The sequence below is a fragment of the Sulfitobacter sp. W002 genome, from assembly GCF_025142135.1.
In the GTDB taxonomy this organism is placed as follows: Bacteria; Pseudomonadota; Alphaproteobacteria; order Rhodobacterales; family Rhodobacteraceae; genus Sulfitobacter; species Sulfitobacter profundi.
Genome location: NZ_CP081126.1, coordinates 921,591 through 943,776, shown reverse-complemented (window position 1 = coordinate 943,776; position 22,186 = coordinate 921,591). Strand labels below are relative to the sequence as shown.

Sequence of the window (22,186 nt, the reverse complement as noted above, 5' to 3'; positions counted from 1 at the left end):
ACGTATGAAAAATCTGGTGCTTGGCTTCGTTTATACGCTGCTTGTCGCAGGTGCAAACCCCGCCCTTGCCGGAACGGCTGACATCGCGGGGCTGCGCGACGGGGACATGAAGAAACTCGTGATCCATGACGCGCCGCAGGCGGCTTCTGACGTGACCTTTGAGCGTGAGGACGATGGCGAAGCGATGTCGCTGGCGGATTACGAAGGCAAGGTCGTGTTGGTGAATTTCTGGGCCACATGGTGCGCGCCCTGTCGCAAGGAAATGCCGCAGTTGAACGCGCTGCAAAAGGAATTCGGCGGCGATGATTTTCAGGTGCTGACCATCGCCACGGGGCGCAATTCAGAAGAAGGGATCAAGCGTTTCTTTGAGGAAGCTGGCGTCGACAGCCTGCCCCGCCACCAAGACCCGAAGCAGAAGCTCGCCAGCCAAATGGGCGTTTTCGGCCTGCCGATCAGCGTGCTACTGGACCGTGAAGGGCGTGAGATCGCCCGGTTGCAGGGCGATGCGGAATGGGATTCAGAAAGCGCGCGAGCGATTATCGCGGCGCTGATCAAAGAAGACGCCGAGAGCTAAACCCCAAACGTAAGGTCGGGCGTCAGCGCCCGGCCCTTAGGCCACATGCCGCAGGATCGCCGCCTCTGACGTGCTGAGATTGCGCCGCGCGAACTCGCCGTAACTGTGCGGATCAGCCTCCAACAGCGGATGCGCCGCCAAAAGCCGCGCCCGGTCCTGCGCGCCAAGACTGGTGAGCGGGGCTGCGGCCGGATGGAAGCTCTCGGTTTCCACTCCATTGGCCCACATCACCTGATGCTCGGCCAGCAGCACATGGATATAGGTCACCTCGCGCAGGGACATATCGCTGGCCACGCTGCGCCCGTTAATCAGGTCTTTGGCCGCGACCAGCACCTCGTCACAATTGAACAGATCACGGGCCTGCGGGCCTTTCAGCACGATCCGGTGGTCGGGCGAGACCAGCAGCGGGGCGTCGGGCTGCGCGATCCCCAAAGCGCCGGAGCGGAACCGCACGGGGCGCAGATACGGCATGGCGTGCAGACGCGCGCCGCTCATCCGGCGGCTGCCGATCCACTCCAACCGTTGCGGGCCGTTGTCCTTGGTCTGGATCAGCTCACCCTCGCGCAGATCTTCGATCAAGGCGCTGCCCATGGGGGTGCGGATGCGGGTGCCGGGGGTAAAGCAAATCACACCACCGCTTTCGGCTTCTGAAAGCGCATCGCGCTGCGGCTTGAGCGTGCTGTGCATCACCCACAGTTCGCAATCCCGCGGTGGCAATTCATCGACAAACATCAACAGCGGTGTACGACCTTGGCCTGCGTCAATCAGCGTGACCGTGTAGGTCCGCGCGCCGTTGGTGACCATGAAACTGTTGTCGAGCGATGGGGCGGTATGGTCTCTACGCTGGGCTTTGGAAGGTATCACGCCGCCCTCCTCCAGCGCCGCGCCGATCAGGCGCTGCACCTTGCGGGCCGCGCGTTTGCGCAGCTGCTCTGCCCCGTCCGCCATATCCAGCCGCAACACATCGTTCGGCCCATCCACACGGAGAGTATCCCCGCGCCACGACCAAGCCGAGCCCAGTTCGAGCGACTGAACCGGCGCGGCCTCCAGACCGTCGATCTCTGTTTGCGACCAGCTGATGACAAACGTGCCTCGAAAGCCCGTTTTCATTGCTGCTCTGCCTGCCTCACGTATTTTTATTAACGTCAGCCTAGCAAAGCCGCTGCCCTCGCGGAAGATGGCATGAATGTGGCGGTGCAACCTGTTGCAATTTGATCTTCCCACCGCAGCACGCGCCGGAACGCTTGTAACTCGTCAGCGTCTTGGTAACGTTATCCGGATAAAACAACCGGAGGCACCGCATGTCGGAAGAAGTACCCCCAACCCCGTCACGCCGGATCGTCTCTTCGCGGCATTTGGCCGAGGGCGAAGGCTGGGAAGCCTCCGAGCTCGAATACGGGATGATCATCGCCTACAACGCCTTTACCCGCTGGATGTCGCGTTGCATGGCGGCGGCGGGCAATGGAGATCTGACGCCGCTGGAAATCCTCGTACTGCACAACGCCAATCACCGGGGCCGGGAAAAGCGGCTGACGGATATCTGTTTTCTGCTGAATATCGAAGACACGCATACGGTGAACTATGCGCTGCGCAAATTGGTAAAGGCCGAACTGCTGACTGCCGAAAAGCGCGGGAAGGAGGTGTTTTATCGCACCTCCGCCGCGGGGGCCGATCTTTGCGAAGCTTATCGCGCGATCCGGCAGGCCTGCTTCCTCGATGGATTGCCGCGCACCGATATCTCGGGCGAGGAATTGCGCCAGATCGCGGCGCAGCTTCGGGCAATGTCGGGGCAATATGACCAAGCGAGCCGAGCGGCGGCATCGCTGTAAGGTGGAACGCGGGAAGGTCCTCCCCGCGCTCCATGCCGCTTAGATCAACGCGGCAATCGCACGCGCGGTGTCGTTCATGCGGTTCGAGAAACCCCATTCATTGTCGTACCAGCTGACCACGCGGATCATGCCGCCATCGGTCACCCGCGTCTGCTCGGGGGCAAGGGTCGAGGAATGCGGATCGTGGTTGAAATCAGCCGAAACCAATGGCGCGGGTTCATAGGCCAGCACGCCCTTCAGCGCACCGTTGGCCGCCTCTTGCATCGCCGCGTTCACCGCCTCTGCCGTGGCAGTTTTCTTGGGCATGATGCACAGATCAACAAGCGAGACATTGGCCGTTGGCACCCGCACGGCAGAGCCTTCAAGAACCCCTTTCAGATGCGGGATTACCTCGGAAATCGCGGCAGCGGCACCGGTGGACGTTGGCACCATCGACAAGGCAGCGGCGCGGCCCCGATACGGATCTCGGTGCGGGCTGTCATGGGTCGGCTGGTCGCCGGTATAGGCGTGGATCGTGGTCATATAGCCAGTCTCGATCCCAAAGGTGTCGTCGAGCACCTTGGCCACCGGGGCGAGGCAATTGGTGGTGCAGGAGGCGTTGGAGACGATCACATCTTCGGCGGTCAGATCTTGATGGTTCACCCCGTAGACCACGGTGCGATCCACGCCCTTGCCGGGGGCCGAGATCAGCACCCGCTTGCTGCCGTTTTCCAGATGTTTCGCTGCCGCATCGCGCGTGGTGAAGAACCCGGTGCACTCATAGGCGACATCGACATCGCCCCACGGCAGTTTCGCCGGATCACGCTCTGCCGTCATGCGAATGGTCTGGCCTGCGACATGCAGACTGCCGTCTTTCAATTCCGCGTCCGCGGTCAGGCGGCCATGGACGGAGTCGTATTTCAGCAGGTGCAACAGGCTTTCGGCATCGGTCAGATCGTTGATGGCAACGACTTCGATCCCGGCAAAGCCGTTCTCGATCAGCGCGCGCAGCACGCAGCGTCCGATGCGGCCAAAGCCGTTGATCGCGATTTTTGTGGTCATGGTGGGTCCTCCGGTGGCCCGGTTTCGGGCGAATTGGCGCGGTTAGCGCTAACATAGCATTGGGTGCAGCGGAGTTCAATCGGCCTTAGATGCGAAATCGGCCCCCGGTGAGAGGGGCCGATCAAAAGGCCGCTAGAGCGGGGTGTTAAGAATGTGCGCTGTGGCGGCGGCGCACGCTCTCTGGCCGCCCCGGCAGGCTGAGCCGCGCGTCATTGCGCGACTGGCGTGAGATCACCCGCCCCTTGGCCACCACGCACAGACGGTCGGGCCGCAGGCGCAGCGCCTCAATGGGGTTGCCCGCGTCCAGCACCACCAGCGAGGCCGTCGCGCCGACCTTGAGGCCGTAATCCTGCAAGCCCAGAATCCGCGCGTTCACATTCGTCACCATGTCGAAGCAGCGGTGCATTTCTTCCGGCGAAGTCATCTGCGCCACATGCAGCCCCATGAAAGCCACGTCGAGCATGTCGCCCGTGCCCATGGAATACCACGGGTCCATCACGCAGTCCTGCCCCCAGCCGACGTCGATGCCCATGGCCTGCATCTCCTTCACCCGCGTGAGGCCGCGGCGTTTCGGGTAGGTATCGTGGCGGCCCTGCAGGGTGATATTGATCAGAGGGTTGGGGATCGCGGCGACCTCCGCCTCGGCCATCAGCGGCAACAGTTTCGAGACATAGTAATTGTCCATCGAATGCATCGAGGTCAGATGCGAACCGGCCACCCTGCCCTGCAGCCCGAGGCGTTGGGTCTCGTAGGCCAGCGTCTCAATATGGCGCGAATGGGGGTCGTCGGTCTCGTCGCAATGCAGATCGACCATCAGGCCGCGTTCGGCGGCGAGTTCGCAAAGCGCGGTGACGGAGCGTGCGCCGTTGGCCATGGTGCGCTCGAAATGCGGGATCCCGCCGACAACGTCGACGCCCATGTCGAGCGCGCGGATGGTGTTTTCATGCGCCGTCGGGTCGCGATAGAGACCGTCTTGGGGGAAGGCGACGAGTTGCAGGTCGATGTAGTCTTTGACCGCATCACGCACGTCAAGCAGGGCTTCGACGCCCAAGAGGCGGTCGTCGCAGGTGTCGACATGGCTGCGGATGGCCAGCAGGCCAAGCGAGGCCGCCCAGTCGCAGTATTCCAGCGCGCGGGCTTTGACCTCGTCTTGGGTCATGAGCTCTTTGAGTTCGCCCCAGAGGCCGATGCCCTCCAGAAGCGTGCCCGAAGCGTTGATGCGCGGGGTGCCGTAGCTGAGCGTGGCATCCATGTGGAAATGCGGATCGACGAAGGGCGGGCTGACGAGGTCGCCGCTGGCGTCGATAGTCTCGCGGGCCTCGGCGGTAGAGAGGTCTTCGATGGCGGTGATTTTGTCGGCCTTGATGCCGATGTCGGTGCTGCGGCCGTCGGGGAGCGTGCCGCCTTTGATGATGAGGTCGAACATGGGGTTACTCGTGTGATTGATTTGGCCAGGCGAGGGCGTGATGGGAAGCGCCAACTCAGCGCTCCCCCTTGTTGAACGGCACCATCAGCGCCGCGGGCACCTGTGCCCGGCGTGACATCACGACCAGCGCGAGGATCGACAGGATATAAGGCGCCATCAGGAAGATTTGATAGGGAATATCCGCGCCGAGTGGCGTCTGCTGCACGCGGATCTGCAACGCGTCGAAAGCGGCGAACAGCACCGCGCCCAAGAGCGTCTTGCCCGGTTTCCATGAGCCGAAGACCACCAGCGCGATGCAGATCCACCCGCGTCCGTTGACCATCTCAAAGAAGAAGGAGTTGAACGCCGACATGGTCAGGAACGCCCCGCCCACGGCCATAAACCCGCTGCCGACCATGACCGCGCCGATGCGAATGGCGGAAACGCTGAGGCCCTGCGCCTCGACCGCGGCCGGGTTTTCGCCCGCTGCGCGCAGGGCAAGGCCCATGGGCGTGCGGTAAAGGACCAACGTCACAGCGACGACCAGCACAAAGGCGAGATAGGTCAGCGGCGTTTGGTTAAACAGCGCGGGGCCGATCACGGGGATGTCAGAGAAGATCGGGATTTCAAGCGGTTGGAAGGCTTCGATCTTCGGCGGCGAGGTGACCTCGGGCAGCGCCAGACGGTAGCAGTAGTAGGTCAGCGACGTGGCCAGCAGCGTGATGCCAAGCCCGACGACATGCTGGCTGAGGCCGAAGGGCACCGTGAGCACGCCGTGCACCAAGCCAAAGGCCATGCCCGAGAGCATCGCCACCGCGACGCCAAGCCACAGGCCGCCGCCGAGATAGACGGTGAGCCAACCGGCGAAAGCGCCGACGACCATGATGCCTTCGATGCCGAGGTTCAGCACCCCTGCCCGCTCGCAGATCAGCTCGCCCAAAGCGGCGAAGATCAACGGCGAGGCGATGCGGATCGCGGCGGTCCAAAAGCTCGCCTGAAGGAGAATGTCGAGAATATCCATCAGTCGCGCCTCACCCGGAATTTGGTCAGCATGATCGCCAACACCATCGCCAAAAGCGCCAGCGCCAGCATGATGTCGGCGAGGTAGGTCGGCACGCCCGCCGCGCGGCTCATGCTGTCAGCGCCGACGAAAATGCCCGCGACGAAGAGCGCGGCGACCACCACGCCAAGCGGGTTCAGCAGCGCCAGCATGGCGACGATGATGCCCGTGTAGCCAAAGCCGGGCGAGATATCCAAGGTGAGGTTGCCCTTCAGCCCTGCCACCTCGGAAAAGCCCGCCAACGCAGCAAGGCCGCCCGAGAGCAGCGCCGTCTTGATCAGCGTGGCGTTGACCGGAATGCCCGCGAACCGCGCCGCCGCAGGGTTCAGCCCCACAGCGCGCATCTCGTAGCCCAGCGTGCTGCGGCGTTGGATCACCCAGACGACGAAGGCCGAGATCAGCGCGAGGCCGAAGCCCCAGTGCAGCCGCAGCCCCTCGGCGATGCGCGGCAGTCGCGCCTCTCCAATCAGCCGCGCGGATTTGGGCCAGCCGAGGCCCATCGGGTCTTTCAATGCCCCTTCGAGCAGCATGGACACCCAGAGCAGGACGACGAAATTTAGAAGCAGCGTGGTGACAACTTCATCGACGCCAAAGCGGGTCTTGAGGAATGTCGGCACCAGCAGCACCACGGCGCCCGCCAACATGGCGGCGAGCGCGATGGTCGGCAGCAAAGCAAAGCTGGGCCAGGCCAGCGCACCGGTGCCCAGCACCACAGTGACCACCGCGCCCATGTAAAGCTGCGCTTCGGCCCCGATGTTCCACAGTTTCGCGCGGAAGGCGACCGCGACAGCCAGACCGGTAAAGATCAGCGGCGTGGCGCGGTTGAGGGTTTCCAGTGTGGCGAATTTAGAGCCAAAGGCACCTTTGACGATCAAGCCCAGCACCGAAAAGGGCTGCGCGCCAGCGACCATGGCCAGCAACGAAGCGGCAACCACCGTCGCGACAAGCGCCAGTGCGGGCAGGCCCAGCGAGCGGGTCCAGGTGGGGTTGGCGATGGGTTCAAGCCGCATGAGGGGCCTCCTCAAATCCGTCGCCAGCCATCCAGACGCCAAGCTCGGCAGGCGTCAGTGCGCCGCGAGCGAAGGGGGGCGAGAGGCGGCCTTCGGAGATCACGTGGATCACGTCCGACAGCGCTGTCACCTCGTCGAGGTCTTCTGAGATCAGCAGCACCGCCGCGCCCCGGTCGCGGGCGGCGAGCAGTTGTTCGTGCACGTAGGTTAACGCGCCGATGTCGAGGCCGCGCACGGGCTGGTTGGCCAGCACCACTGCGGGGGTGGTCTCCAGCACGCGGCCCAAAATCAGCTTTTGCATATTCCCGCCCGAGAGCAGCCGGATCCGGGTGTCCGGACCGGGGCAGCGCACGTCGTAGCCTGTGATGATCTTGGCCGCGAAATCACGCGCGGCGCGCCAATTCATCCAGCCGTGGCGGGAAAATCCGGGGCGCGAGTAAAGCTCAAGCACCGCGTTTTCGGTGAGATCGAAATCGGCGATGGTGCCAGTCTTGTGGCGGTCTTCGGGGATGCGGGCGATGCCTGCGCTGATCGCGGCATGGGGCGACCAACCGCGCGGCGCGTCGCCCTTCACGTGAAACGTGCCGGAGGTGGGGCGGATCAGCCCGCCGATGAGGTCGGCAAGCGCGGTCTGCCCGTTGCCCGAAACTCCGGCGAGGCCGGTGATCTGGCCCGCACGCAGATCAAGATCGACATTCTTTAACCCCGGTGCAGAGCCGATGTCAGGCGAAGAGACGCCTGCCAGCGTGACCAGCGCGGCACCCGGATCGGCACGGCGCACAACAGGGGCGGCGACTTCTGAGCCCACCATCATTTGCGCCATCCGCGCGCGGTCAGTCTCGGCTGTCTTGGCTTCGGCCACCAGCTTGCCATGGCGCAGCACCACGACGCGGGACGAGATCGCCATGACCTCATGCAGTTTATGCGAGATGAAGATCACCGAGAGGCCAAGCGCGACGGCCTTGCGCATGGTGGCGAAGAGGTCGTCGGTTTCTTGCGGGGTCAGAACGGCGGTGGGCTCGTCCAAAATCAGGATACGCGCTTCGCGGTAAAGGGCTTTGAGGATCTCGACCCGCTGCCGCTCACCGACGCTGAGGCTGCCGACCTGTGCATCGGGGTCCACCCGCAGCCCGTAGTCCTCCATCAGCGTGACAATCCGCTGACGCGCCTGCGCACGGCCAAAACCGGAGCGCCAGATCGAGCGAGTGCCGAGCACGATATTTTCCAGCACGGTCATATTGTCGGCCAGCGTGAAATGCTGGTGCACCATGCCCACGCCTGCGGCCAGCGCGGCGCGTGGATTGCCCGCGGGCAGGCGCTGGCCGAAGACCTCAACAAAGCCTTCGTCGGGCGTGTAATGGCCGAACAGGATATTCATCAGCGTGGTCTTGCCCGCGCCGTTTTCACCCAGCAAGGCAATGACTTCGCCCTGCCGCAGATCAAAGCTGATCGCGTCATTGGCGGTGAGCTTGCCAAATCGTTTGGTAATATTATCGAGGCGCAGGACAACCTGCGCCTCGGGTCTTGGATCGGTCATTAAGAGGACTTCGGTTCTTCGTCGTTGATGTCGACGGTGAAGGAGCCGTCCTTGATCGCCTGCTCGCGCTCCTTGACCATATCCAGCGCCTCTTGCGGGACTTTGCCCTCGAAGGTGCCCAGTGGCGCAAGCGAGGAGCCGCCCTCGGACATGAAGGAATAGCGGCCATAGTCGTCGGCCATGAACTCGCCTGCTTTGACCGCGGCGATGGCGGCATCAAGGGTCGGCTCGAAATGCCACAGGGCCGAGGCGACGACGGTCTCGGGGTATTCGGCTTGCGTGTCGATCACGTTGCCGATGGCCAGAACGCCCTTCTCCTGCGCCGCGTCCGACACGCCGAACCGCTCGGCATAAAGCACGTCGGCCCCCTGCTCCACCATGGCGAAGGCGGTCTCCTTGGCTTTGGGCGGATCAAACCAAGAGCCGATAAAGCTCACTTGGAACTTGATATCGGGGTTCATTTCCGCGGCACCCGCCATAAAGGCATGCATCAGGCGGTTGACCTCAGGGATGGGGAAGCCGCCGACCATACCGATGTTGCCACTCTCGGTCATGGCACCGGCGATGATGCCCGACAGATACGCCGCATCTTGGATGTAGTTGTCGAAGACCGCGAAATTGGGCAGCGCCTCGTCTTGCTTGAAGCTGGAGCCCATGAGGAAGGCCACATCGGGGTAATCGGCAGCAACCTCGCGGGCCTCGGCTTCGGCACCAAAGACTTCGCCGACGATCAACTGGTTCCCGGCCTCGGCATATTCGCGCAGCACGCGGGCGTAGTCGGTGTTGGAGACGTTTTCAGTGAAAGTATATTCGATATCGCCGCGCGACTGTGCGGCTTCGGCAGCTTTGTGGATGCGGCTGACCCATTGCTGTTCGACCGGCACGGTATAGACGCCAGCCACTTTAAGCGGCTCGGCAGCCAGCGCGCCCTGTGGCAAAAGGCTGGCCCCGGCCAGCATGGCCGCCGTGCTCAATAGGAAGCGGCGTGTGAGATTGCGTTGTGTCATATTGTATCCCCCGTTGGTTAGGTATTTTACCGTTTGATAAAATAATTTACCTGTCAAGCTTCTCCTGACCCTAGGTCAGCCCAAGCTTTTCCGAATACGCGCGGTGTGCTGATTAATGTGGCAGTCAGCAAGCGAAGCGGTAAATAGGGTCGACCCCAAGGATCGGATTCTACGATGAGCCATGTATTGCACCGTAACCTGCGCGCCACGCAACCTGTGATCGTGCGCGGAGAGGGAAATTTCCTTATTGATGACAAGGGGAAGCGCTATCTGGATGCCTGCGGCGGCGCTGCGGTGTCGAGCCTTGGACATGACAATGCGGCCGTGCGCGCCGCTGTCGCCGCGCAGATGGACCAGCTCGCCTTTGCCCATACTGGCCTCTTCACCAACACCCCGGCAGAGGCTTTGGCCGGCCATTTGATCGCCCGCGCGCCTGAAGGCACCGGCGAAGGGCGGGTGATGTATCTGGGCAGCGGGTCCGAGGCGATGGAAGCGGCGCTGAAGCTCGCGCGGCAGTATCATCTGGAGCGGGGCGACAAAGCGCGCGCGAAGATCATCGCACGCAAGCCCAGCTATCATGGCAACACACTGGGCGCGCTGGCGGTGGGCGGCCATGCCGGACGGCGCAAGCCCTTCGCGCCGATGCTGATGGAGGTGGAACATATCGACGCCGCCTATTCTTACCGGCTGCAACGCGACGGCGAGAGCGCGGCGGATTTTGCGCGGCGACTGGCGGATCAGCTGGAGGCGCGGATTGTCGAGCTGGGGCCGGAGACGGTCGCCGCCTTCGTAGCCGAACCGGTGGTCGGCGCCTCGCTCGGCTCCCAGCCTGCGCCGGAGGGTTATTTCAAACATGTGCGCGAGATCTGCGACCGCCACGGTGTGCTGCTCATCGCCGATGAGGTGATGTGCGGCATGGGGCGCACCGGCAGCCTTTTCGCGCTGGAGCAGGAGGGGATTTGCGCCGACATCACCACCATGGCCAAGGGCCTCGGCGCGGGCTACCAGCCGATCGCGGCGGTGATGGCGCGGCAAAGCGTGATCGAGGCGATCATGGCGGGCAGCGGCAACCTGTGGAACGGGCACACCTATATGTCCCACGCGGTGGCCACGGCGGGCGCGCTGGCGGTGCTGCAAGAGGTCGAGAGCCGTGATTTGCTAAGCGCGGTGCGCACCCGGGGGCAGCAGTTGGAAACCGCGCTGCGCGACCGCTTCGGCCAGCATGCCCATGTCGGTGACATCCGCGGGCGGGGGCTGTTCTGGTCCATCGAACTGGTGGCCGAGCGCGACAGCAAGACGCCCTTTGACGTTAGCCGCAACCTTGCGGGCAAGATCCAGCGCGCGGCGATGGAGGCGGGGATGATCTGCTACCCTTCGCAGGGCTGCGCCGATGGCACGGCGGGGGATCACGTTCTGCTGGCCCCGGCCTTTACCTCCCCGCCCGAGGAAATCGAGATGACGGTCGAGATGCTGGGCAAGGCCGTCGACGGGGTGATTGCAGAGGGCTGAGCCCTCCGCCCGCTCATCGGCCTTTGATCTGGATCGAGAAGTTGCGCTGCGCCCCGGCGGGCGGGCGCGGGAAGGGTGCGGCCTGTCGGATGATGCCGAGCGCCGCTTGGTCCAGCGCCGCCGACCCGGAACTGCGCGCCACCCGGACGCCAGCCAACTGCCCGCCCCCGCCAATGGAAAAAGCGATCACGGCGGTCCCGCGTGAGCGGACACGCGGTTTGCCGACGCGGGCGATGCGGCTCATCACTTGGCCGGGATAGTTGCTGGCCGCCGCGTTGCCCGCAGGCGCGGCAGCCCGCTGGCGGGTGCCCGATTGCGCGGCGTTGCCCGCCCGGCTGGCGGTCTGCGCGCCCTTGGTGTTGTCGCGCTTCGCATTGCCGCGCGCGGTTTGCTTTGGCTTGGGTTTCGGCTGCGGCTTGGGCTTGGCCTTCTTGGCGGCCTCGGCGGCGCGTTCAGGGTCGCGGCGCTGCGGGCGCTGCGACAGGCGTGGTGCGTCATCCTCGGCCTCGGCGGTGAGGGTTTCGACCGGGGGCACCGGGGCCACGGCTGTGATGGTCGGCGTAGCGCTGGCGGTCTCGGGCGGGGTTTCGACTGGGGTCAGGGCAGGCAAGACGGGTGTCTGCGCCGCAGCGGCGGGAGGTGGGGCCACGTGCATGGGCTCTGCCTTCACCGCTTGCATTGGCTCGGCGGCAGGCGTGGGCGTAACCGTTGGCATGGGGGTTGGCGGTAGCGCCTCTGCGGTTTCCAAGGGTTCGGGCTCGGGGGTCGGCGTGATCTCTTCCACCGGTTCGGCCTCTAGTGTGCCGACGGCCATATCCTCAAACCGGGTGCCAAGCTGGGCCGCGGCGGGCGCTCCGCCGCCCGCGATCTTGGCGCTGTCGTCAATTTGCGCCAGCTGCGACACGCCCACCACAAGGCTGGCGGCGACACCGATGGAGAGTGTTTTGACAAGACCGGACCGGGGGATCATTGCAGCGCCCTTTCGGTGACAAGCATGACGCGCTCTGCCCCGGCCCCGCGCAGCTCGCGGGTCAGCTCCACAAGGCGGCGGGCGGGCAGCGCGCGGTCGGGCAGCAGCCGCACGGTGTCGCGCTCTTCTTCGGGCAGCGCGTCGATGAATTCAGCCACGCTGGCGCGGTCTTGGCCTGCGAATGTCATGCGGCCATCGGCATGGACCACCAGCGCATTGGGCGGCGCGCGGCCCTCAAGCTCGCGGGTTTCCACGAGGTTCAGGTCGGAATCCAGCGGCTGCGACAGGGTGCCCGCGACCATAAAGAAGACCAGCATCAGAAAGACGATGTTGATCAGCGCGATGGTCGGTTCGCGTTGCGGTTTAGCCTTGGCGATGGGACGCATGGTCAGCCCTCCAGAACCGAGACGCTGAGCCCCGGCAGGGCGCGCAGCGCGATGAGCAGATCGGCCAGCGCCTGCGCCTCGACCTCGGCCCCGAGCGAGACCAGAAGCGGTGTGCCCTTCTCGGCCTCGGCCAAGGGGCTGGCGGTCAGCGCGTCAAGCGCCAGCGCATCGCCATTGAGGCGCAGCCCCTCGGTGGTTAGTTGCAAAAAGAACGGTTTCGCCCCCGTCTCAGCCCCTGCCCCGGATGTCGCTGCGGCCAATTCGATTTCGGCAAATTTGGAGAAGGTCGAGGTCAGCATGAAAAACAACAACAGCAGAAAGATCACATCGATCAGAGAGGTCATGGAGAGGCGGTTGCGCCGCCGGCGTGGCCTAGCCATGGGCTGGCCGGGGCGCGGCGGCGGCAAATTGGGTCGCGGCAGGTGTGGCGGCGGGGGCCGCGTTCTGGCCGGGGTGCAGTACGGTAAGGATCGCCTTGTCGGCGATGACGCGCTCGGTTTCCATCCGCTGTTCCAGCCAGCTGAGCACCAGCGCGGTCGGCATGGCAACGACCAGCCCCACGGCGGTGGTCAGAAGCGCCACCCAGATGCCACCCGCGAGGATCGAGGGATCCACCTGCGACCCTGCGTCTTGCAAGGCGCGGAAGGCTTCGATCATGCCCAGAACCGTGCCGAAGAGGCCCAAGAGCGGGGCAAGCTGCGCCACGGAATCGAGCAGGCGAAAGCCGCGCTCCAGCTTGGCAAAGCGCAACTCGGCCTCGGCCTGCAAGCGCGAAGCGCCCGCGTCGGGCGCAGACATGGCCAATTCGATCACCGGGGCGAGATAGCTTTTCGACCGGCCCAGCGCCGCGCGGGCAGCGGCGGCATCGCCCCGTTCCCATGCATTGACCGCTTCGGACAGCGCCCGGTGGCGGCCCACGGCGGCGGCGCGGAACTGCCATGTTTTATAAAGTGCCACGGCGAGGGTCAGCACCGCCACGGCCATCAGGATTACCACCACCGGGCCACCGGTTTCGGCGATGCCCCGCAGGGGGGTCAGCAGTTCGCTTAGTTGATCCATCAGCCCAGCACCTCGATCTCGGTCCGGGTTGCTGGGGCCAGCGCGTTTTCGCAGGTGCCCGCCGCGATCCCCGCGCCTTCGCAGCTTTGCGCACCGTTAAACAGGATACGGCCAAGGTTTTCGCAGGTGGTCTGCGGCACCACGAATTGGCGCACGCGCGGGCGGCCTATGGGCAGTTGACCAAAGTCGAAAAGGGTCAGCCGGTTCACGGTGCCTTCGCGGTCGAACAGCACGGTTTCATAGACGGCCTTGTCCAAGGGCGCAGAGAGGTCGTTCGTGATGAGAAAGGTCAGCTTGCAATTGGCCTCCGTCGTGTCGGCGGCGTTCAACTCGACCTTGAGCGAGGGGGCCGCAGTCGCCGCTGCGGCGGCAGGCGTCTCGGCGGCGGCGCCTTGGCCAAAGGTCAGGGACAGGGCCGCGAGGAACGCGGAACGAAAATGCGGCATAGGGTGGCTCCCGATGGATTTATCTTTGATCACGGCGCGCTGCTGGGGCGCCTGCCACGGGGGGCAGAATCGTCAAAGCAGCTGTCACGCCAAGCGGAATTTCTTTGTGCTGCCTAGCAAAATCGGTCAGCGGTGACAATCCTGACTTTAATACTCAGATAAGACGACCGCCGCCCTGCCCACTTGGTGAGCAGGGAACAGTTGCGTTGATCTGGTGTTAGGCTGCTGAAACCATTGCCTGCGGGAAAACAACGCCCGCGCAGAGAAGGAGGCCAGAGTGACTGACGACAGCCAAAAGATCGCGACCATCGACCACGCCCATAACGTGGCCCTGTTCACACCGGACGCCAAAGCACTGGAACAGGCGGCATCGGCCGGGATGAAAACAGTGGTAAACTTCCGCGCCTCGGATGAAAAAGGCGGCCTCTCCCCCGATGAAGAGCGGCTGGTGGCTGAGAAGCTGGGGCTGAACTACCTGCACCATCCGGTCACGCCCGATACGCTTGGGCCCGAGACGGTAGACGAATTCCGCAAGTCACTGGACGACCTGCCGCAGCCGGTGTTCCTGCACTGCGCCTCGGGCAAACGGGCCGGGGCGATGACGCTGATGGCCCTTGCGGCAGACAAGGGATGGGACGGTGACACGGCCCTTCAGGAAGGCAAATCACGCGGCATTGACCTGACCGAAGAGAAGATCGGCCAGTTCGTCAAATCCTACGCGGATCGCAAAGCGTGAAAGAGGCGTCCGGTTTTGCCGGGCGCATTATTTTTGCGCGCAGTAGAGGCCGTGCAGCGTTTCCAGAACGGCCACGGCCTCCTGCCCTTTCACCCGGTAAAAGATCGTCTGCCCCGCGCGGCGACTATCGACCAACCCCGCTTCTTTCAGCTTTTTAAGCTGCTGCGACATGGTGGATTGCGACAACCCGCAGGCCTGCGCCAAATCCCCAACCGAACGCTCTCCGCCCAGCAGTCGGCACAGGATCTGCAGCCGCGCCTCTGATGCGAGCATCGTCATCAGGGCAGCCGCTCCGGCAATATCACCGTCCAAGAAATCGTCCGAGTTTTTCATATTAGCATCATTGAATATTAGGAGTGAGTAATATATACTGAATAACAGTCTAAGACAAGCCAGCCGCCATGGCGGGCGCGTAAGGAGTTGAGAGATGGAAACCGAATTCACACCTTGGCTGTCGCTGGGCGGCGGCGCGTTGATCGGGTCCTCGGCGGTGCTGCTGATGGCGACGAACGGGCGCATCGCGGGCATCAGCGGGCTGACCTCACGGCTATTTGCGCGCGGCAGTGACGGCGAAGCGCGGGGCGTTTCATTCTTCTTCGTGCTGGGGCTTTTGTTGGCAGCACCGCTTTGGTTGATTGTCTCGGGCGGCTGGCCGCAACAATGGGTGCCCTCGAACCCACTTTTGATGGCTCTGGCCGGGCTGCTGGTCGGCTTTGGCGCGACCTATGGCAATGGGTGTACCTCGGGCCATGGGGTCTGCGGCATCAGCCGTGGCTCGGCGCGGTCGATCGTGGCGACGGTGACCTTCATGGCAACGGCTTTTGTGACCGTATTTGTCATGCGGCATGTGTTGGGGGCGTGATATGAAACAGATATTCGCCCTCCTCTCCGGCCTTGTCTTTGGCATTGGCCTTATCGTCTCTGGCATGGCGGACCCCGCCAAGGTGCTGAACTTTCTCGATGTCTTTGGCACATGGGATCCCAGCCTCGCCTTTGTCATGGGCGGTGCCATCGCAGTGACAGCACCGGGCTTTGCATGGCTGTTCCGCAGCCGTCAGACGCCCTATTTCGACCATAAATTCCGCGTCCCCACCCGCAATGATCTGGAGCCGAAACTGCTGACCGGTGCTGCGATCTTTGGCATGGGCTGGGGCTTGGGCGGCTTTTGCCCCGGCCCGGCGTTGACCGCCCTGCCCTTGGCGGCCAGTGGCACGTTGATCTTTGTGCCCTTCATGCTGGGTGGCATGTGGATCGCCCGCCACACCCCTGATTTGATGACCAAAACCAAGAAAGGACCTGCCTGATGAGCGACCCTCTGAATTCCCCCGTTGTGCGCCATTCCCCCTCAACCGGTGCGGGCAGCCCCGATGTCTGGGGCATTTATGAGCCCGACACAGGCTCGATCCAATACATCTGCGCCGATCCGGCGACCAAAAAGGCCGCGCTGATCGATGTGGTCTGGAACTTTGATCCGAAGAACTACAAGTTCACGACCGAGAGCATGGATCAGGTCTTGGACCTTGTGAAAGAGCATGGCCTGAGCGTGGAATGGGTGCTTGATACGCATCCCCATGCGGACCACGTCATGGCCTCCGCCCACCTGAAGGAACGGACCGGAGCGCCCAATGCCATCGGTGCGCTGGTGCCTGAGATCGCCAAGATTTGGGCGGACCTCTACAACCTGCCAAACGCCTTTGACCCCGACCGCGACTTTGATCATCTGTTTGAAGAGGGCGAAACGTTTAAGATTGGTGAACTAGACGCCAAAGTGATGCTGTCGCCCGGTCACACGCTGGGGTCGATCACTTACGTCTGCGGCGATGCGGCTTTCGTGCATGACACATTGATGCAGCCCGATGCAGGCACCTCGCGGTCGGATTTTCCGGGGGGCAAAACGGCGGAGCTTTGGGACTCGATCCAAGACATCCTCGCCCTGCCCGGCGACACGCGGCTTTATATCGGCCATGACTACGGCACCGATGACCGCAAGGAGCCGACGTGGGAAGCGACGGTTGATGAACACAAAGCCAACAACATCCACGTCAAGGACGGCACGAAACGCGAGGACTATATCGAGCGCCGCCAGAAGCGGGACGCAACTCTATCGCTGCCGAACCGCATCCTTGCCGCCTTGCAGATCAACCTGCGCGGCGGGCGGCTGCCCGAGACCGAGGATGACGGCAACCACTACCTCAAACTGCCAGTGAACCGTTTCGACTAAACCAGACCGGGCGGCCCTTCGGGGCGGCCCCTTCCCTTTGACGGATTGCCTGACATGACCCTGCGGCCCCTTGCGCAATATCTGCCGATCCTTGACTGGGGGCGGCGCTATGACCGTGGCCAGTTCACCGGAGATATGGTGGCCGCGGTGATCGTCACCATCATGTTGATCCCGCAATCGCTGGCCTATGCGCTGCTTGCGGGCATGCCGCCTGAGGCGGGTATCTACGCCTCCATCGCGCCGATTGTGCTTTACGCTATTTTTGGCACCAGCCGGGCGCTGGCAGTGGGGCCAGTGGCCGTGGTGTCACTGATGACAGCGGCAGCGGTGGGCAATATGGCCGAGGCTGGGACGGCGGGCTATGTCACGGCGGCGCTGACGCTGGCGTTTCTGTCGGGCGCGATGCTGCTGGCGCTCGGGCTATTCCGGCTGGGGTTTTTGGCGAATTTCCTGTCGCACCCGGTGATTGCGGGGTTCATCACCGCCTCAGGCATCCTGATCGCCGCCAGCCAGTTGCGCCATATTCTGGGGGTCGAAGGCGAAGGCCATACGCTGGTCGACATCCTCGCCAGCCTCTGGGCGCATCTGGGGGAGGTGAACCCGATCACCCTGCTGCTGGGCGTGACCGCGACGGCGTTTCTGTTCTGGGTGCGCGGCGGGTTGAAACCCTTGCTTTTGCGTATCGGGCTGGGGCCGCGCATGGCTGATATCGGAGCGAAGACGGGACCGGTGCTGGCGATCGTCGGCACCACACTGGCGGTCTGGGCCTTTGATCTGGGCAGTCGCGGCGTGGCCATCGTGGGCGAGGTGCCGCAAAGTCTGCCGCCGCTCACGCTGCCTTCCTTCTCGCCCGACCTGCTGTCGCAACTGTTCATCCCCGCACTGCTGATTTCGATCATCGGCTTTGTAGAGAGCATCAGCGTGGCGCAGACATTGGCCGCCAAGAAACGCCAGCGCATCGATCCGGATCAAGAACTCATCGGTCTGGGCAGTGCGAACCTTGGGGCCGCCTTCACCGGGGGTTTCCCGGTCACCGGGGGCTTCTCCCGCTCTGTGGTGAACTTCGACGCGGGGGCCGAGACGCCCGCCGCAGGCGCTTTCACCGCCGTCGGGCTGGCGCTTGCGGCGCTGTTTCTGACGCCGCTAATTTTCTTCCTGCCCAAAGCCACGCTGGCCGCCACGATCATCGTCGCGGTGCTGAGCCTCGTTGATTTCTCGATCCTCAAACGCGCGTGGGCCTTTAGCCATGCCGATTTCGCCGCCGTGAGCGTGACGATCCTGCTGACGCTGGTCTTCGGCGTGGAAGCGGGCGTGAGCGCGGGGGTCATCACCTCGATCCTCGTGCATCTTTACAAGACCTCGCGCCCGCATATGGCCGTGGTGGGCCGGGTGCCGGGGACTGAGCATTTCCGCAATGTGCTGCGCCATGAGGTTGAGACCCAGCCCCATGTGCTGTCGCTGCGGGTGGACGAAAGCCTATATTTTCCCAATGCGCGGTACCTTGAAGACCAATTGGCACGCCATGCCGCCGAAAAGCCCGAACTGACCGATGTGGTCCTGATGTTCCCGGCGGTGAATGAGATCGACCTGTCGGCGCTTGAATCGCTTGAGGCGATCAACACACGGCTGCGGGATGCCGATATCCGGCTGCATCTGAGCGAGGTGAAGGGCCCGGTGATGGACCGGCTGAAGCGCAGTCATTTTCTGGATGACCTCACCGGCGAGGTCTTTCTAAGCCAGCACGAAGCCGTTTGCGCCTTGGCAGAGCGGCGGTAGAGACTGTCGAAAATTCGGCGGAGCCTAGGGAACCGCCCTGCCCGTCGCGCGTTTGCCTGCCATGAACAAGATATTCGCGCGCGCCGCCGCCCTTTCCGCCTGCCTTTTCGCCACCGCCGCCCCTGCCGAACAGGTGGGGAACGTCGATGTGGACTGGCTCGGCAATGACATCATCGTCGAAGCCGTGGCCGACCCCAAGGTCAAGGGCGTGACCTGTCATCTGGCCTATTTCGAACGCGGCTTGATCGACCGGCTGCAAAAGGGCAACTGGTTCGAAGACCCGTCGAACTCCTCCATCTCTTGCCGTCAGACCGGCCCGATTGAAGTGGGTGATATCGAGCGCGATGATGAAGGCGAAAATGTCTTTAGCGAACGCCGCTCGATCATCTTTAAAACGCTGCGGGTGAAGCGGATTTTCGACGAAGAGAACAACACACTCATCTACATCAGCCACAGCCAGCAAGTGCAGGACGGCTCGGCCAAGATGTCGATGTCGACGGTGCCCCTGTTTCAGCCCGGACAATAAGCCCAAGGGCCAAGTTTTCCTCGGCGAAGGCTTGCCATCCTGGCGATCCCGCCTTGTCGGGCGACCTGCCTGCGATATGCTGCGCAAAACGCAACAATGCAGCGACAGGCAGGTTTTATGAGACATTCACGCAGAACATTCGCATTCGGCCTCGCCGCTCTGGGGCTGACCTCGGCCTGCTCAACGGGGGGCGGCGCGCTTGGCCCCGCAGCAGCGGCAGGGGTGCCGGACGATCTGCGGCCGGTGCCCAATGCAGGATATGACGCTTGGGTCGCGGCGTTTAAGGGCCGTGCCTCGGCGCAAGGGATTTCTGCCAGTACATTGGCCCAAGGTTTCAGCGGCGCGGGCTACCTGCCCGGTGTGGTGAAACGGGACCGTAACCAAACGGAATTCAGCCGCAGCTTGGAGGATTACCTCGCCATCGCGGCCTCGGACGAACGCATCTCCAAAGGCCGTGCCGCTTTCGCACGGCACCGCAGCACGCTCAGCGCGATTGAAAGCCGCTACGGCGTCGCCGCCGAGATCGTCGCGGCGGTCTGGGGGCTGGAAAGCTTCTTTGGCGAGCGGCGCGGCAATGTGCCTGTGGTCTCCGCTACCTCGACACTGGCCTATGACGGGCGGCGCGGCGCATTCTTTGAAAAGCAACTGATCGCGGCGCTGAAAATCTTGCAAAACGGCGACATCAGCGCGGACCGCCTTACCGGGTCTTGGGCCGGGGCCATGGGGCATACGCAGTTTATTCCCACCTCCTATCAAGCTTTCGCGGTGGATTTCACCGGCGATGGCCGGCGCGACATCTGGTCGGAAGACCCCAGCGATGCACTGGCCTCGACCGCCGCGTATCTGTCGCGCAACGGCTGGACGCGCGGCGTGAAATGGGGCGGCGAAGTGGGTAGCATCCCCGCCAGCGCCGGGTCCGTGATCCAGCCGCAGGCAGGCGGGCCGCAGTTTGTGGTGACCAGCAATTTCCGGGCGCTGAAACGCTACAACAACTCCGACAGCTACGCGATTGGCGTGGGCCATCTGGCCGACCGCATCGCCGGGGGCGGACCGCTGCGCGGCAGCTTCCCCCCCGATGCCAATGGGCTGACCAAAGACGACCGTATGGCGTTGCAACAGCGGCTGACCGCGCGGGGGTTTGATACCGATGGCACCGATGGGGTGATCGGGCCAAACAGCCGCAAGGCGATCAGCGCTTATCAAGCCAGCGTGGGCCTGCCTGCGACGGGCGAGCCTTCGGTCGATCTGCTGCGCCGCCTGCAATAGGCGGTATCAGCCGGGGCTGATCCCGGCCCGGTCGAGCATCCCTGCCACCTCAGCAAATGAGGACTGCGGCGGGGTGTGCTCGGCCTTGCGCTGGCTAAGGAACGTCTCGCACGGCCCAGCGAATGCAATCGCGCGGTCCAGTTCAGGATTACTGCCGCTGCGGTAGGCTCCGATACGGATCAATTCTTCCATATCGGCATGGGCCGCGAGCGCCTTATGGGCGGCGGTGAGCAACGTATACTCCACATCACTGTGGCAATCCGGCAACGTCCGCGAGACGCTCGCCAGCAGGTCAATCGCCGGATAGCGCCCCTTCTCTGCAATCTTTCGATCCAACACGATATGCCCGTCGGTGATGCCGCGCACGGCGTCGGCGATGGGGTCGTTCATGTCATCGCCGTCCACCAGAACGGTGAAGATCGCGGTGATGTCGCCCTTGCCCACCGGCCCCGGCCCGGCGCGCTCCAACATCTGCGGAAGCTCCGAGAACACCGTCGGCGGATAGCCCTTGGCGGTGGGCGGTTCGCGCGAGGCGAGGCCGATTTCGCGCTGCGCCATGGCAAAGCGGGTCACGCTGTCCATCAGCAGCAACACATGCTGGCCTTGGTCGCGGAAATGTTCGGCCACGGCCATGGCGGTCCAAGCGGCTTGGCGACGGGTGAGCGGCGGCTCATCCCCCGTGGCGACCACCAGCACCGCCTTCCCCATCCCCTCGGGGCCAAGGTCGGTCGAGATGAAATCCTGCACCTCGCGGCCCCGTTCGCCGACCAGCGCCATGACCACTACATCACAGTCCGTATAGCGTGCCAGCATGGCCATCAGCGTTGATTTACCCACACCAGAACCCGCAAAAATGCCCAAGCGCTGGCCTTGGCAAAGCGGGGTGAACACATCGAGCGCGCGCACATGGGTCGCCAGTTTCGGGCCGATGCGTTTGCGGTCGAACGCACCCGGCGGGGCGGCGCGCAGCGGGCGCGGTTGGTTGCCTTCGGGCAGATGCCCCTTCCCGTCGAGCGGTGCGGCAGAGGCACTGATCACCCGCCCCTTCCAGCTTTCATCCGGGCGGATCACATCGCGGCCAACCGCGACCTCGACCCGATCGCCCGCCGCGACCCCGCGCCACGACCCAAAAGGGAGCAACTCGGTGCCATGGGTGCCCAGCCCCACGACCTCTGCATGGACCGGCCCGTCAGAGCCATGCACGATGCAGCGCTCGCCGATGCCCAGCACCCGCTCCAGCCCTACGGCAGTCAGCGTAATGCCGGTGATCGCGCGCACTTCGCCGGTGATCTCGGCCTCGCCCGCCTCGCGGGCAAAGCTGGTCAGCTCGGAAAAGAGTGTCTGCATGGATAAATTTCCTCTAGGAGAGCAGGCTAATATTTACTATACAAGGATTAAACAGGCTATAGGCAAAAAAATGAACTTGTCTAATCTTTCTATTCTTGGACTCGCTTCAGACCGGATGCAGTGGCTTTCGGCCCGACAAAAGGTCGTGTCTGAAAACGTGGCCAATGCGGCGACGCCGAACTTCAAGGCGCGCGATGTGTCGTCCTTCGCCTCAATGCTCAGCGGAGAACTGTCGCGCGATACCGGGCTGGTGACCACCCATGACAAACACTTCACCGGCGTCGCCCATGGCACGCCCGGCGTGCGTGAGGTCACCGACCGCAGCGCTGCTGGCACCACGCTGGACGGCAATACCGTGAACCTCGAAGAACAGGCCGTGAAGGCCGCCGAGATCGGCGATCATTACCGGTTGGCCGCACAGCTTTATCGCAAGAGCTATGACATGCTCACCATGGCCGTCACCGGAAACAGGTAAGGAAAA

At 63.6% G+C, this 22,186-nt stretch carries 25 protein-coding genes; 11 read left to right on the top strand and 14 right to left on the bottom strand.

The window, feature by feature from the left end; translation table 11 throughout:
* Positions 1-4 precede the first annotated feature (4 nt).
* Complete coding sequence (locus K3758_RS04620) at positions 5-574, top strand: TlpA family protein disulfide reductase (RefSeq protein ID WP_259948008.1); 570 nt, start codon at positions 5-7, stop codon at positions 572-574.
* A 36-nt stretch (positions 575-610) separates the two neighbouring features.
* Here K3758_RS04620 and K3758_RS04615 read toward each other — a convergent pair whose 3' ends face one another.
* Positions 611-1,684, bottom strand: coding sequence for a Hint domain-containing protein (locus K3758_RS04615; RefSeq protein ID WP_259948007.1), 1,074 nt, complete (start codon positions 1,682-1,684; stop codon positions 611-613).
* Positions 1,685-1,875: 191 nt separating this feature from the next.
* Here K3758_RS04615 and K3758_RS04610 point away from each other — a divergent pair, with 191 nt between their 5' ends.
* Complete coding sequence (locus tag K3758_RS04610) at positions 1,876-2,403, top strand: winged helix DNA-binding protein (protein WP_259948005.1); 528 nt, start codon at positions 1,876-1,878, stop codon at positions 2,401-2,403.
* 39 nt (positions 2,404-2,442) lie between these two features.
* On the opposite strand, the gene gap is transcribed toward K3758_RS04610, so the two are convergent.
* The 6 genes from gap to K3758_RS04580 all read right to left on the bottom strand — a co-directional run bounded on the left by gap (position 2,443) and on the right by K3758_RS04580 (position 9,463).
* Positions 2,443-3,444, bottom strand: a complete 1,002-nt coding sequence (gap, locus tag K3758_RS04605; protein WP_259948003.1) for a type I glyceraldehyde-3-phosphate dehydrogenase — start codon at positions 3,442-3,444, stop codon at positions 2,443-2,445.
* Between the two features lie 145 nt (positions 3,445-3,589).
* The gene (locus K3758_RS04600; protein ID WP_259948002.1) at positions 3,590-4,870 is read right to left on the bottom strand and encodes an amidohydrolase family protein; all 1,281 of its coding nucleotides are present in this window, start codon (positions 4,868-4,870) and stop codon (positions 3,590-3,592) included.
* A gap of 55 nt (positions 4,871-4,925) precedes the next feature.
* Positions 4,926-5,870: an ABC transporter permease gene (locus K3758_RS04595; RefSeq protein WP_259948001.1), complete on the bottom strand. Its 945-nt coding sequence runs from the start codon at positions 5,868-5,870 to the stop codon at positions 4,926-4,928.
* Positions 5,870-6,919 carry an ABC transporter permease gene (locus tag K3758_RS04590; protein ID WP_259948000.1) on the bottom strand — a complete coding sequence of 350 codons (1,050 nt, stop codon included), beginning with the start codon at positions 6,917-6,919 and terminating at the stop codon, positions 5,870-5,872. The genes K3758_RS04595 and K3758_RS04590 overlap by 1 nt, the downstream gene beginning before the upstream one ends.
* Positions 6,909-8,456 carry an ABC transporter ATP-binding protein gene (locus K3758_RS04585; RefSeq protein ID WP_259947999.1) on the bottom strand — a complete coding sequence of 516 codons (1,548 nt, stop codon included), beginning with the start codon at positions 8,454-8,456 and terminating at the stop codon, positions 6,909-6,911. The genes K3758_RS04590 and K3758_RS04585 overlap by 11 nt, the downstream gene beginning before the upstream one ends.
* On the bottom strand, positions 8,456-9,463 hold the full coding sequence (locus tag K3758_RS04580; RefSeq protein ID WP_259947998.1) for a BMP family protein: 1,008 nt from the start codon (positions 9,461-9,463) through the stop codon (positions 8,456-8,458). The genes K3758_RS04585 and K3758_RS04580 overlap by 1 nt, the downstream gene beginning before the upstream one ends.
* A 174-nt stretch (positions 9,464-9,637) precedes the next feature.
* On the opposite strand from K3758_RS04580, the gene K3758_RS04575 reads away from it, so the two are divergent.
* On the top strand, positions 9,638-10,972 hold the full coding sequence (locus K3758_RS04575) for an aspartate aminotransferase family protein (protein WP_259947997.1): 1,335 nt from the start codon (positions 9,638-9,640) through the stop codon (positions 10,970-10,972).
* 13 nt (positions 10,973-10,985) lie between these two features.
* On the opposite strand, the gene K3758_RS04570 is transcribed toward K3758_RS04575, so the two are convergent.
* Genes K3758_RS04570 through K3758_RS04550 form a run of 5 tightly spaced genes read right to left on the bottom strand, consistent with a single transcriptional unit; the run spans position 10,986 to position 13,833 of the window.
* Positions 10,986-11,942 (bottom strand): TonB family protein, encoded by a 957-nt coding sequence (locus K3758_RS04570; RefSeq protein WP_259947996.1) that lies wholly within the window; start codon positions 11,940-11,942, stop codon positions 10,986-10,988.
* The gene (locus K3758_RS04565; protein WP_120350451.1) at positions 11,939-12,328 is read right to left on the bottom strand and encodes a biopolymer transporter ExbD; all 390 of its coding nucleotides are present in this window, start codon (positions 12,326-12,328) and stop codon (positions 11,939-11,941) included. The genes K3758_RS04570 and K3758_RS04565 overlap by 4 nt, the downstream gene beginning before the upstream one ends.
* Before the next feature lie 2 nt (positions 12,329-12,330).
* The gene (locus K3758_RS04560) at positions 12,331-12,708 is read right to left on the bottom strand and encodes a biopolymer transporter ExbD (RefSeq protein WP_132445053.1); all 378 of its coding nucleotides are present in this window, start codon (positions 12,706-12,708) and stop codon (positions 12,331-12,333) included.
* A complete protein-coding gene (locus tag K3758_RS04555) occupies positions 12,701-13,387 on the bottom strand; it encodes a MotA/TolQ/ExbB proton channel family protein (protein WP_259947995.1) in 687 nt (228 codons plus the stop codon). The genes K3758_RS04560 and K3758_RS04555 overlap by 8 nt, the downstream gene beginning before the upstream one ends.
* Complete coding sequence (locus K3758_RS04550; protein ID WP_259947994.1) at positions 13,387-13,833, bottom strand: hypothetical protein; 447 nt, start codon at positions 13,831-13,833, stop codon at positions 13,387-13,389. The genes K3758_RS04555 and K3758_RS04550 overlap by 1 nt, the downstream gene beginning before the upstream one ends.
* A 277-nt stretch (positions 13,834-14,110) precedes the next feature.
* Here K3758_RS04550 and K3758_RS04545 point away from each other — a divergent pair, with 277 nt between their 5' ends.
* Positions 14,111-14,569, top strand: a complete 459-nt coding sequence (locus K3758_RS04545; protein WP_259947993.1) for a beta-lactamase hydrolase domain-containing protein — start codon at positions 14,111-14,113, stop codon at positions 14,567-14,569.
* A gap of 27 nt (positions 14,570-14,596) precedes the next feature.
* Here K3758_RS04545 and K3758_RS04540 read toward each other — a convergent pair whose 3' ends face one another.
* Positions 14,597-14,902, bottom strand: coding sequence for a helix-turn-helix transcriptional regulator (locus tag K3758_RS04540; protein ID WP_067628498.1), 306 nt, complete (start codon positions 14,900-14,902; stop codon positions 14,597-14,599).
* Between the two features lie 94 nt (positions 14,903-14,996).
* Here K3758_RS04540 and K3758_RS04535 point away from each other — a divergent pair, with 94 nt between their 5' ends.
* The 6 genes from K3758_RS04535 to K3758_RS04510 all read left to right on the top strand — a co-directional run bounded on the left by K3758_RS04535 (position 14,997) and on the right by K3758_RS04510 (position 20,358).
* Positions 14,997-15,431, top strand: coding sequence for a YeeE/YedE family protein (locus K3758_RS04535; protein WP_259947992.1), 435 nt, complete (start codon positions 14,997-14,999; stop codon positions 15,429-15,431).
* A gap of 1 nt (position 15,432) precedes the next feature.
* Complete coding sequence (locus K3758_RS04530; RefSeq protein WP_259947991.1) at positions 15,433-15,873, top strand: YeeE/YedE family protein; 441 nt, start codon at positions 15,433-15,435, stop codon at positions 15,871-15,873.
* Positions 15,873-16,790, top strand: coding sequence for an MBL fold metallo-hydrolase (locus K3758_RS04525; protein WP_259947990.1), 918 nt, complete (start codon positions 15,873-15,875; stop codon positions 16,788-16,790). Before K3758_RS04530 ends, K3758_RS04525 begins: the two co-directional genes overlap by 1 nt.
* Before the next feature lie 54 nt (positions 16,791-16,844).
* Entirely contained in the window at positions 16,845-18,566 is a 1,722-nt protein-coding gene (locus K3758_RS04520) for a SulP family inorganic anion transporter (RefSeq protein ID WP_259947989.1), read from the top strand.
* 61 nt (positions 18,567-18,627) lie between these two features.
* Complete coding sequence (locus tag K3758_RS04515) at positions 18,628-19,092, top strand: CreA family protein (RefSeq protein WP_259947988.1); 465 nt, start codon at positions 18,628-18,630, stop codon at positions 19,090-19,092.
* A gap of 117 nt (positions 19,093-19,209) precedes the next feature.
* Entirely contained in the window at positions 19,210-20,358 is a 1,149-nt protein-coding gene (locus K3758_RS04510) for a lytic murein transglycosylase (protein ID WP_259947987.1), read from the top strand.
* A gap of 6 nt (positions 20,359-20,364) precedes the next feature.
* Here K3758_RS04510 and K3758_RS04505 read toward each other — a convergent pair whose 3' ends face one another.
* Positions 20,365-21,705 (bottom strand): FliI/YscN family ATPase, encoded by a 1,341-nt coding sequence (locus tag K3758_RS04505; protein WP_259947986.1) that lies wholly within the window; start codon positions 21,703-21,705, stop codon positions 20,365-20,367.
* 70 nt (positions 21,706-21,775) lie between these two features.
* Here K3758_RS04505 and flgB point away from each other — a divergent pair, with 70 nt between their 5' ends.
* Positions 21,776-22,180, top strand: coding sequence for a flagellar basal body rod protein FlgB (gene flgB / locus K3758_RS04500; RefSeq protein WP_259947985.1), 405 nt, complete (start codon positions 21,776-21,778; stop codon positions 22,178-22,180).
* The last annotated feature ends 6 nt before the right edge of the window (positions 22,181-22,186 follow it).

Excerpts from the sequence above, each read along its gene's own strand:
- K3758_RS04580 (WP_259947998.1), bottom strand. The coding sequence starts at position 9,463 with ATGACACAACGCAATCTCACACGCCGCTTCCTATTGAGCACGGCGGCC.
- K3758_RS04510 (WP_259947987.1), top strand. The coding sequence starts at position 19,210 with ATGAGACATTCACGCAGAACATTCGCATTCGGCCTCGCCGCTCTGGGG.
- K3758_RS04570 (WP_259947996.1), bottom strand. The coding sequence starts at position 11,942 with ATGATCCCCCGGTCCGGTCTTGTCAAAACACTCTCCATCGGTGTCGCC.
- K3758_RS04600 (WP_259948002.1), bottom strand. The coding sequence starts at position 4,870 with ATGTTCGACCTCATCATCAAAGGCGGCACGCTCCCCGACGGCCGCAGC.
- K3758_RS04515 (WP_259947988.1), top strand. The coding sequence starts at position 18,628 with ATGAACAAGATATTCGCGCGCGCCGCCGCCCTTTCCGCCTGCCTTTTC.
- K3758_RS04610 (WP_259948005.1), top strand. The coding sequence starts at position 1,876 with ATGTCGGAAGAAGTACCCCCAACCCCGTCACGCCGGATCGTCTCTTCG.
- K3758_RS04560 (WP_132445053.1), bottom strand. The coding sequence starts at position 12,708 with ATGGCTAGGCCACGCCGGCGGCGCAACCGCCTCTCCATGACCTCTCTG.
- K3758_RS04535 (WP_259947992.1), top strand. The coding sequence starts at position 14,997 with ATGGAAACCGAATTCACACCTTGGCTGTCGCTGGGCGGCGGCGCGTTG.
- K3758_RS04520 (WP_259947989.1), top strand. The coding sequence starts at position 16,845 with ATGACCCTGCGGCCCCTTGCGCAATATCTGCCGATCCTTGACTGGGGG.
- K3758_RS04585 (WP_259947999.1), bottom strand. The coding sequence starts at position 8,456 with ATGACCGATCCAAGACCCGAGGCGCAGGTTGTCCTGCGCCTCGATAAT.
- K3758_RS04615 (WP_259948007.1), bottom strand. The coding sequence starts at position 1,684 with ATGAAAACGGGCTTTCGAGGCACGTTTGTCATCAGCTGGTCGCAAACA.
- gap (WP_259948003.1), bottom strand. The coding sequence starts at position 3,444 with ATGACCACAAAAATCGCGATCAACGGCTTTGGCCGCATCGGACGCTGC.
- flgB (WP_259947985.1), top strand. The coding sequence starts at position 21,776 with ATGAACTTGTCTAATCTTTCTATTCTTGGACTCGCTTCAGACCGGATG.
- K3758_RS04550 (WP_259947994.1), bottom strand. The coding sequence starts at position 13,833 with ATGCCGCATTTTCGTTCCGCGTTCCTCGCGGCCCTGTCCCTGACCTTT.
- K3758_RS04525 (WP_259947990.1), top strand. The coding sequence starts at position 15,873 with ATGAGCGACCCTCTGAATTCCCCCGTTGTGCGCCATTCCCCCTCAACC.
- K3758_RS04505 (WP_259947986.1), bottom strand. The coding sequence starts at position 21,705 with ATGCAGACACTCTTTTCCGAGCTGACCAGCTTTGCCCGCGAGGCGGGC.
- K3758_RS04555 (WP_259947995.1), bottom strand. The coding sequence starts at position 13,387 with ATGGATCAACTAAGCGAACTGCTGACCCCCCTGCGGGGCATCGCCGAA.
- K3758_RS04540 (WP_067628498.1), bottom strand. The coding sequence starts at position 14,902 with ATGAAAAACTCGGACGATTTCTTGGACGGTGATATTGCCGGAGCGGCT.
- K3758_RS04595 (WP_259948001.1), bottom strand. The coding sequence starts at position 5,870 with ATGGATATTCTCGACATTCTCCTTCAGGCGAGCTTTTGGACCGCCGCG.
- K3758_RS04575 (WP_259947997.1), top strand. The coding sequence starts at position 9,638 with ATGAGCCATGTATTGCACCGTAACCTGCGCGCCACGCAACCTGTGATC.
- K3758_RS04565 (WP_120350451.1), bottom strand. The coding sequence starts at position 12,328 with ATGCGTCCCATCGCCAAGGCTAAACCGCAACGCGAACCGACCATCGCG.
- K3758_RS04530 (WP_259947991.1), top strand. The coding sequence starts at position 15,433 with ATGAAACAGATATTCGCCCTCCTCTCCGGCCTTGTCTTTGGCATTGGC.
- K3758_RS04590 (WP_259948000.1), bottom strand. The coding sequence starts at position 6,919 with ATGCGGCTTGAACCCATCGCCAACCCCACCTGGACCCGCTCGCTGGGC.
- K3758_RS04620 (WP_259948008.1), top strand. The coding sequence starts at position 5 with ATGAAAAATCTGGTGCTTGGCTTCGTTTATACGCTGCTTGTCGCAGGT.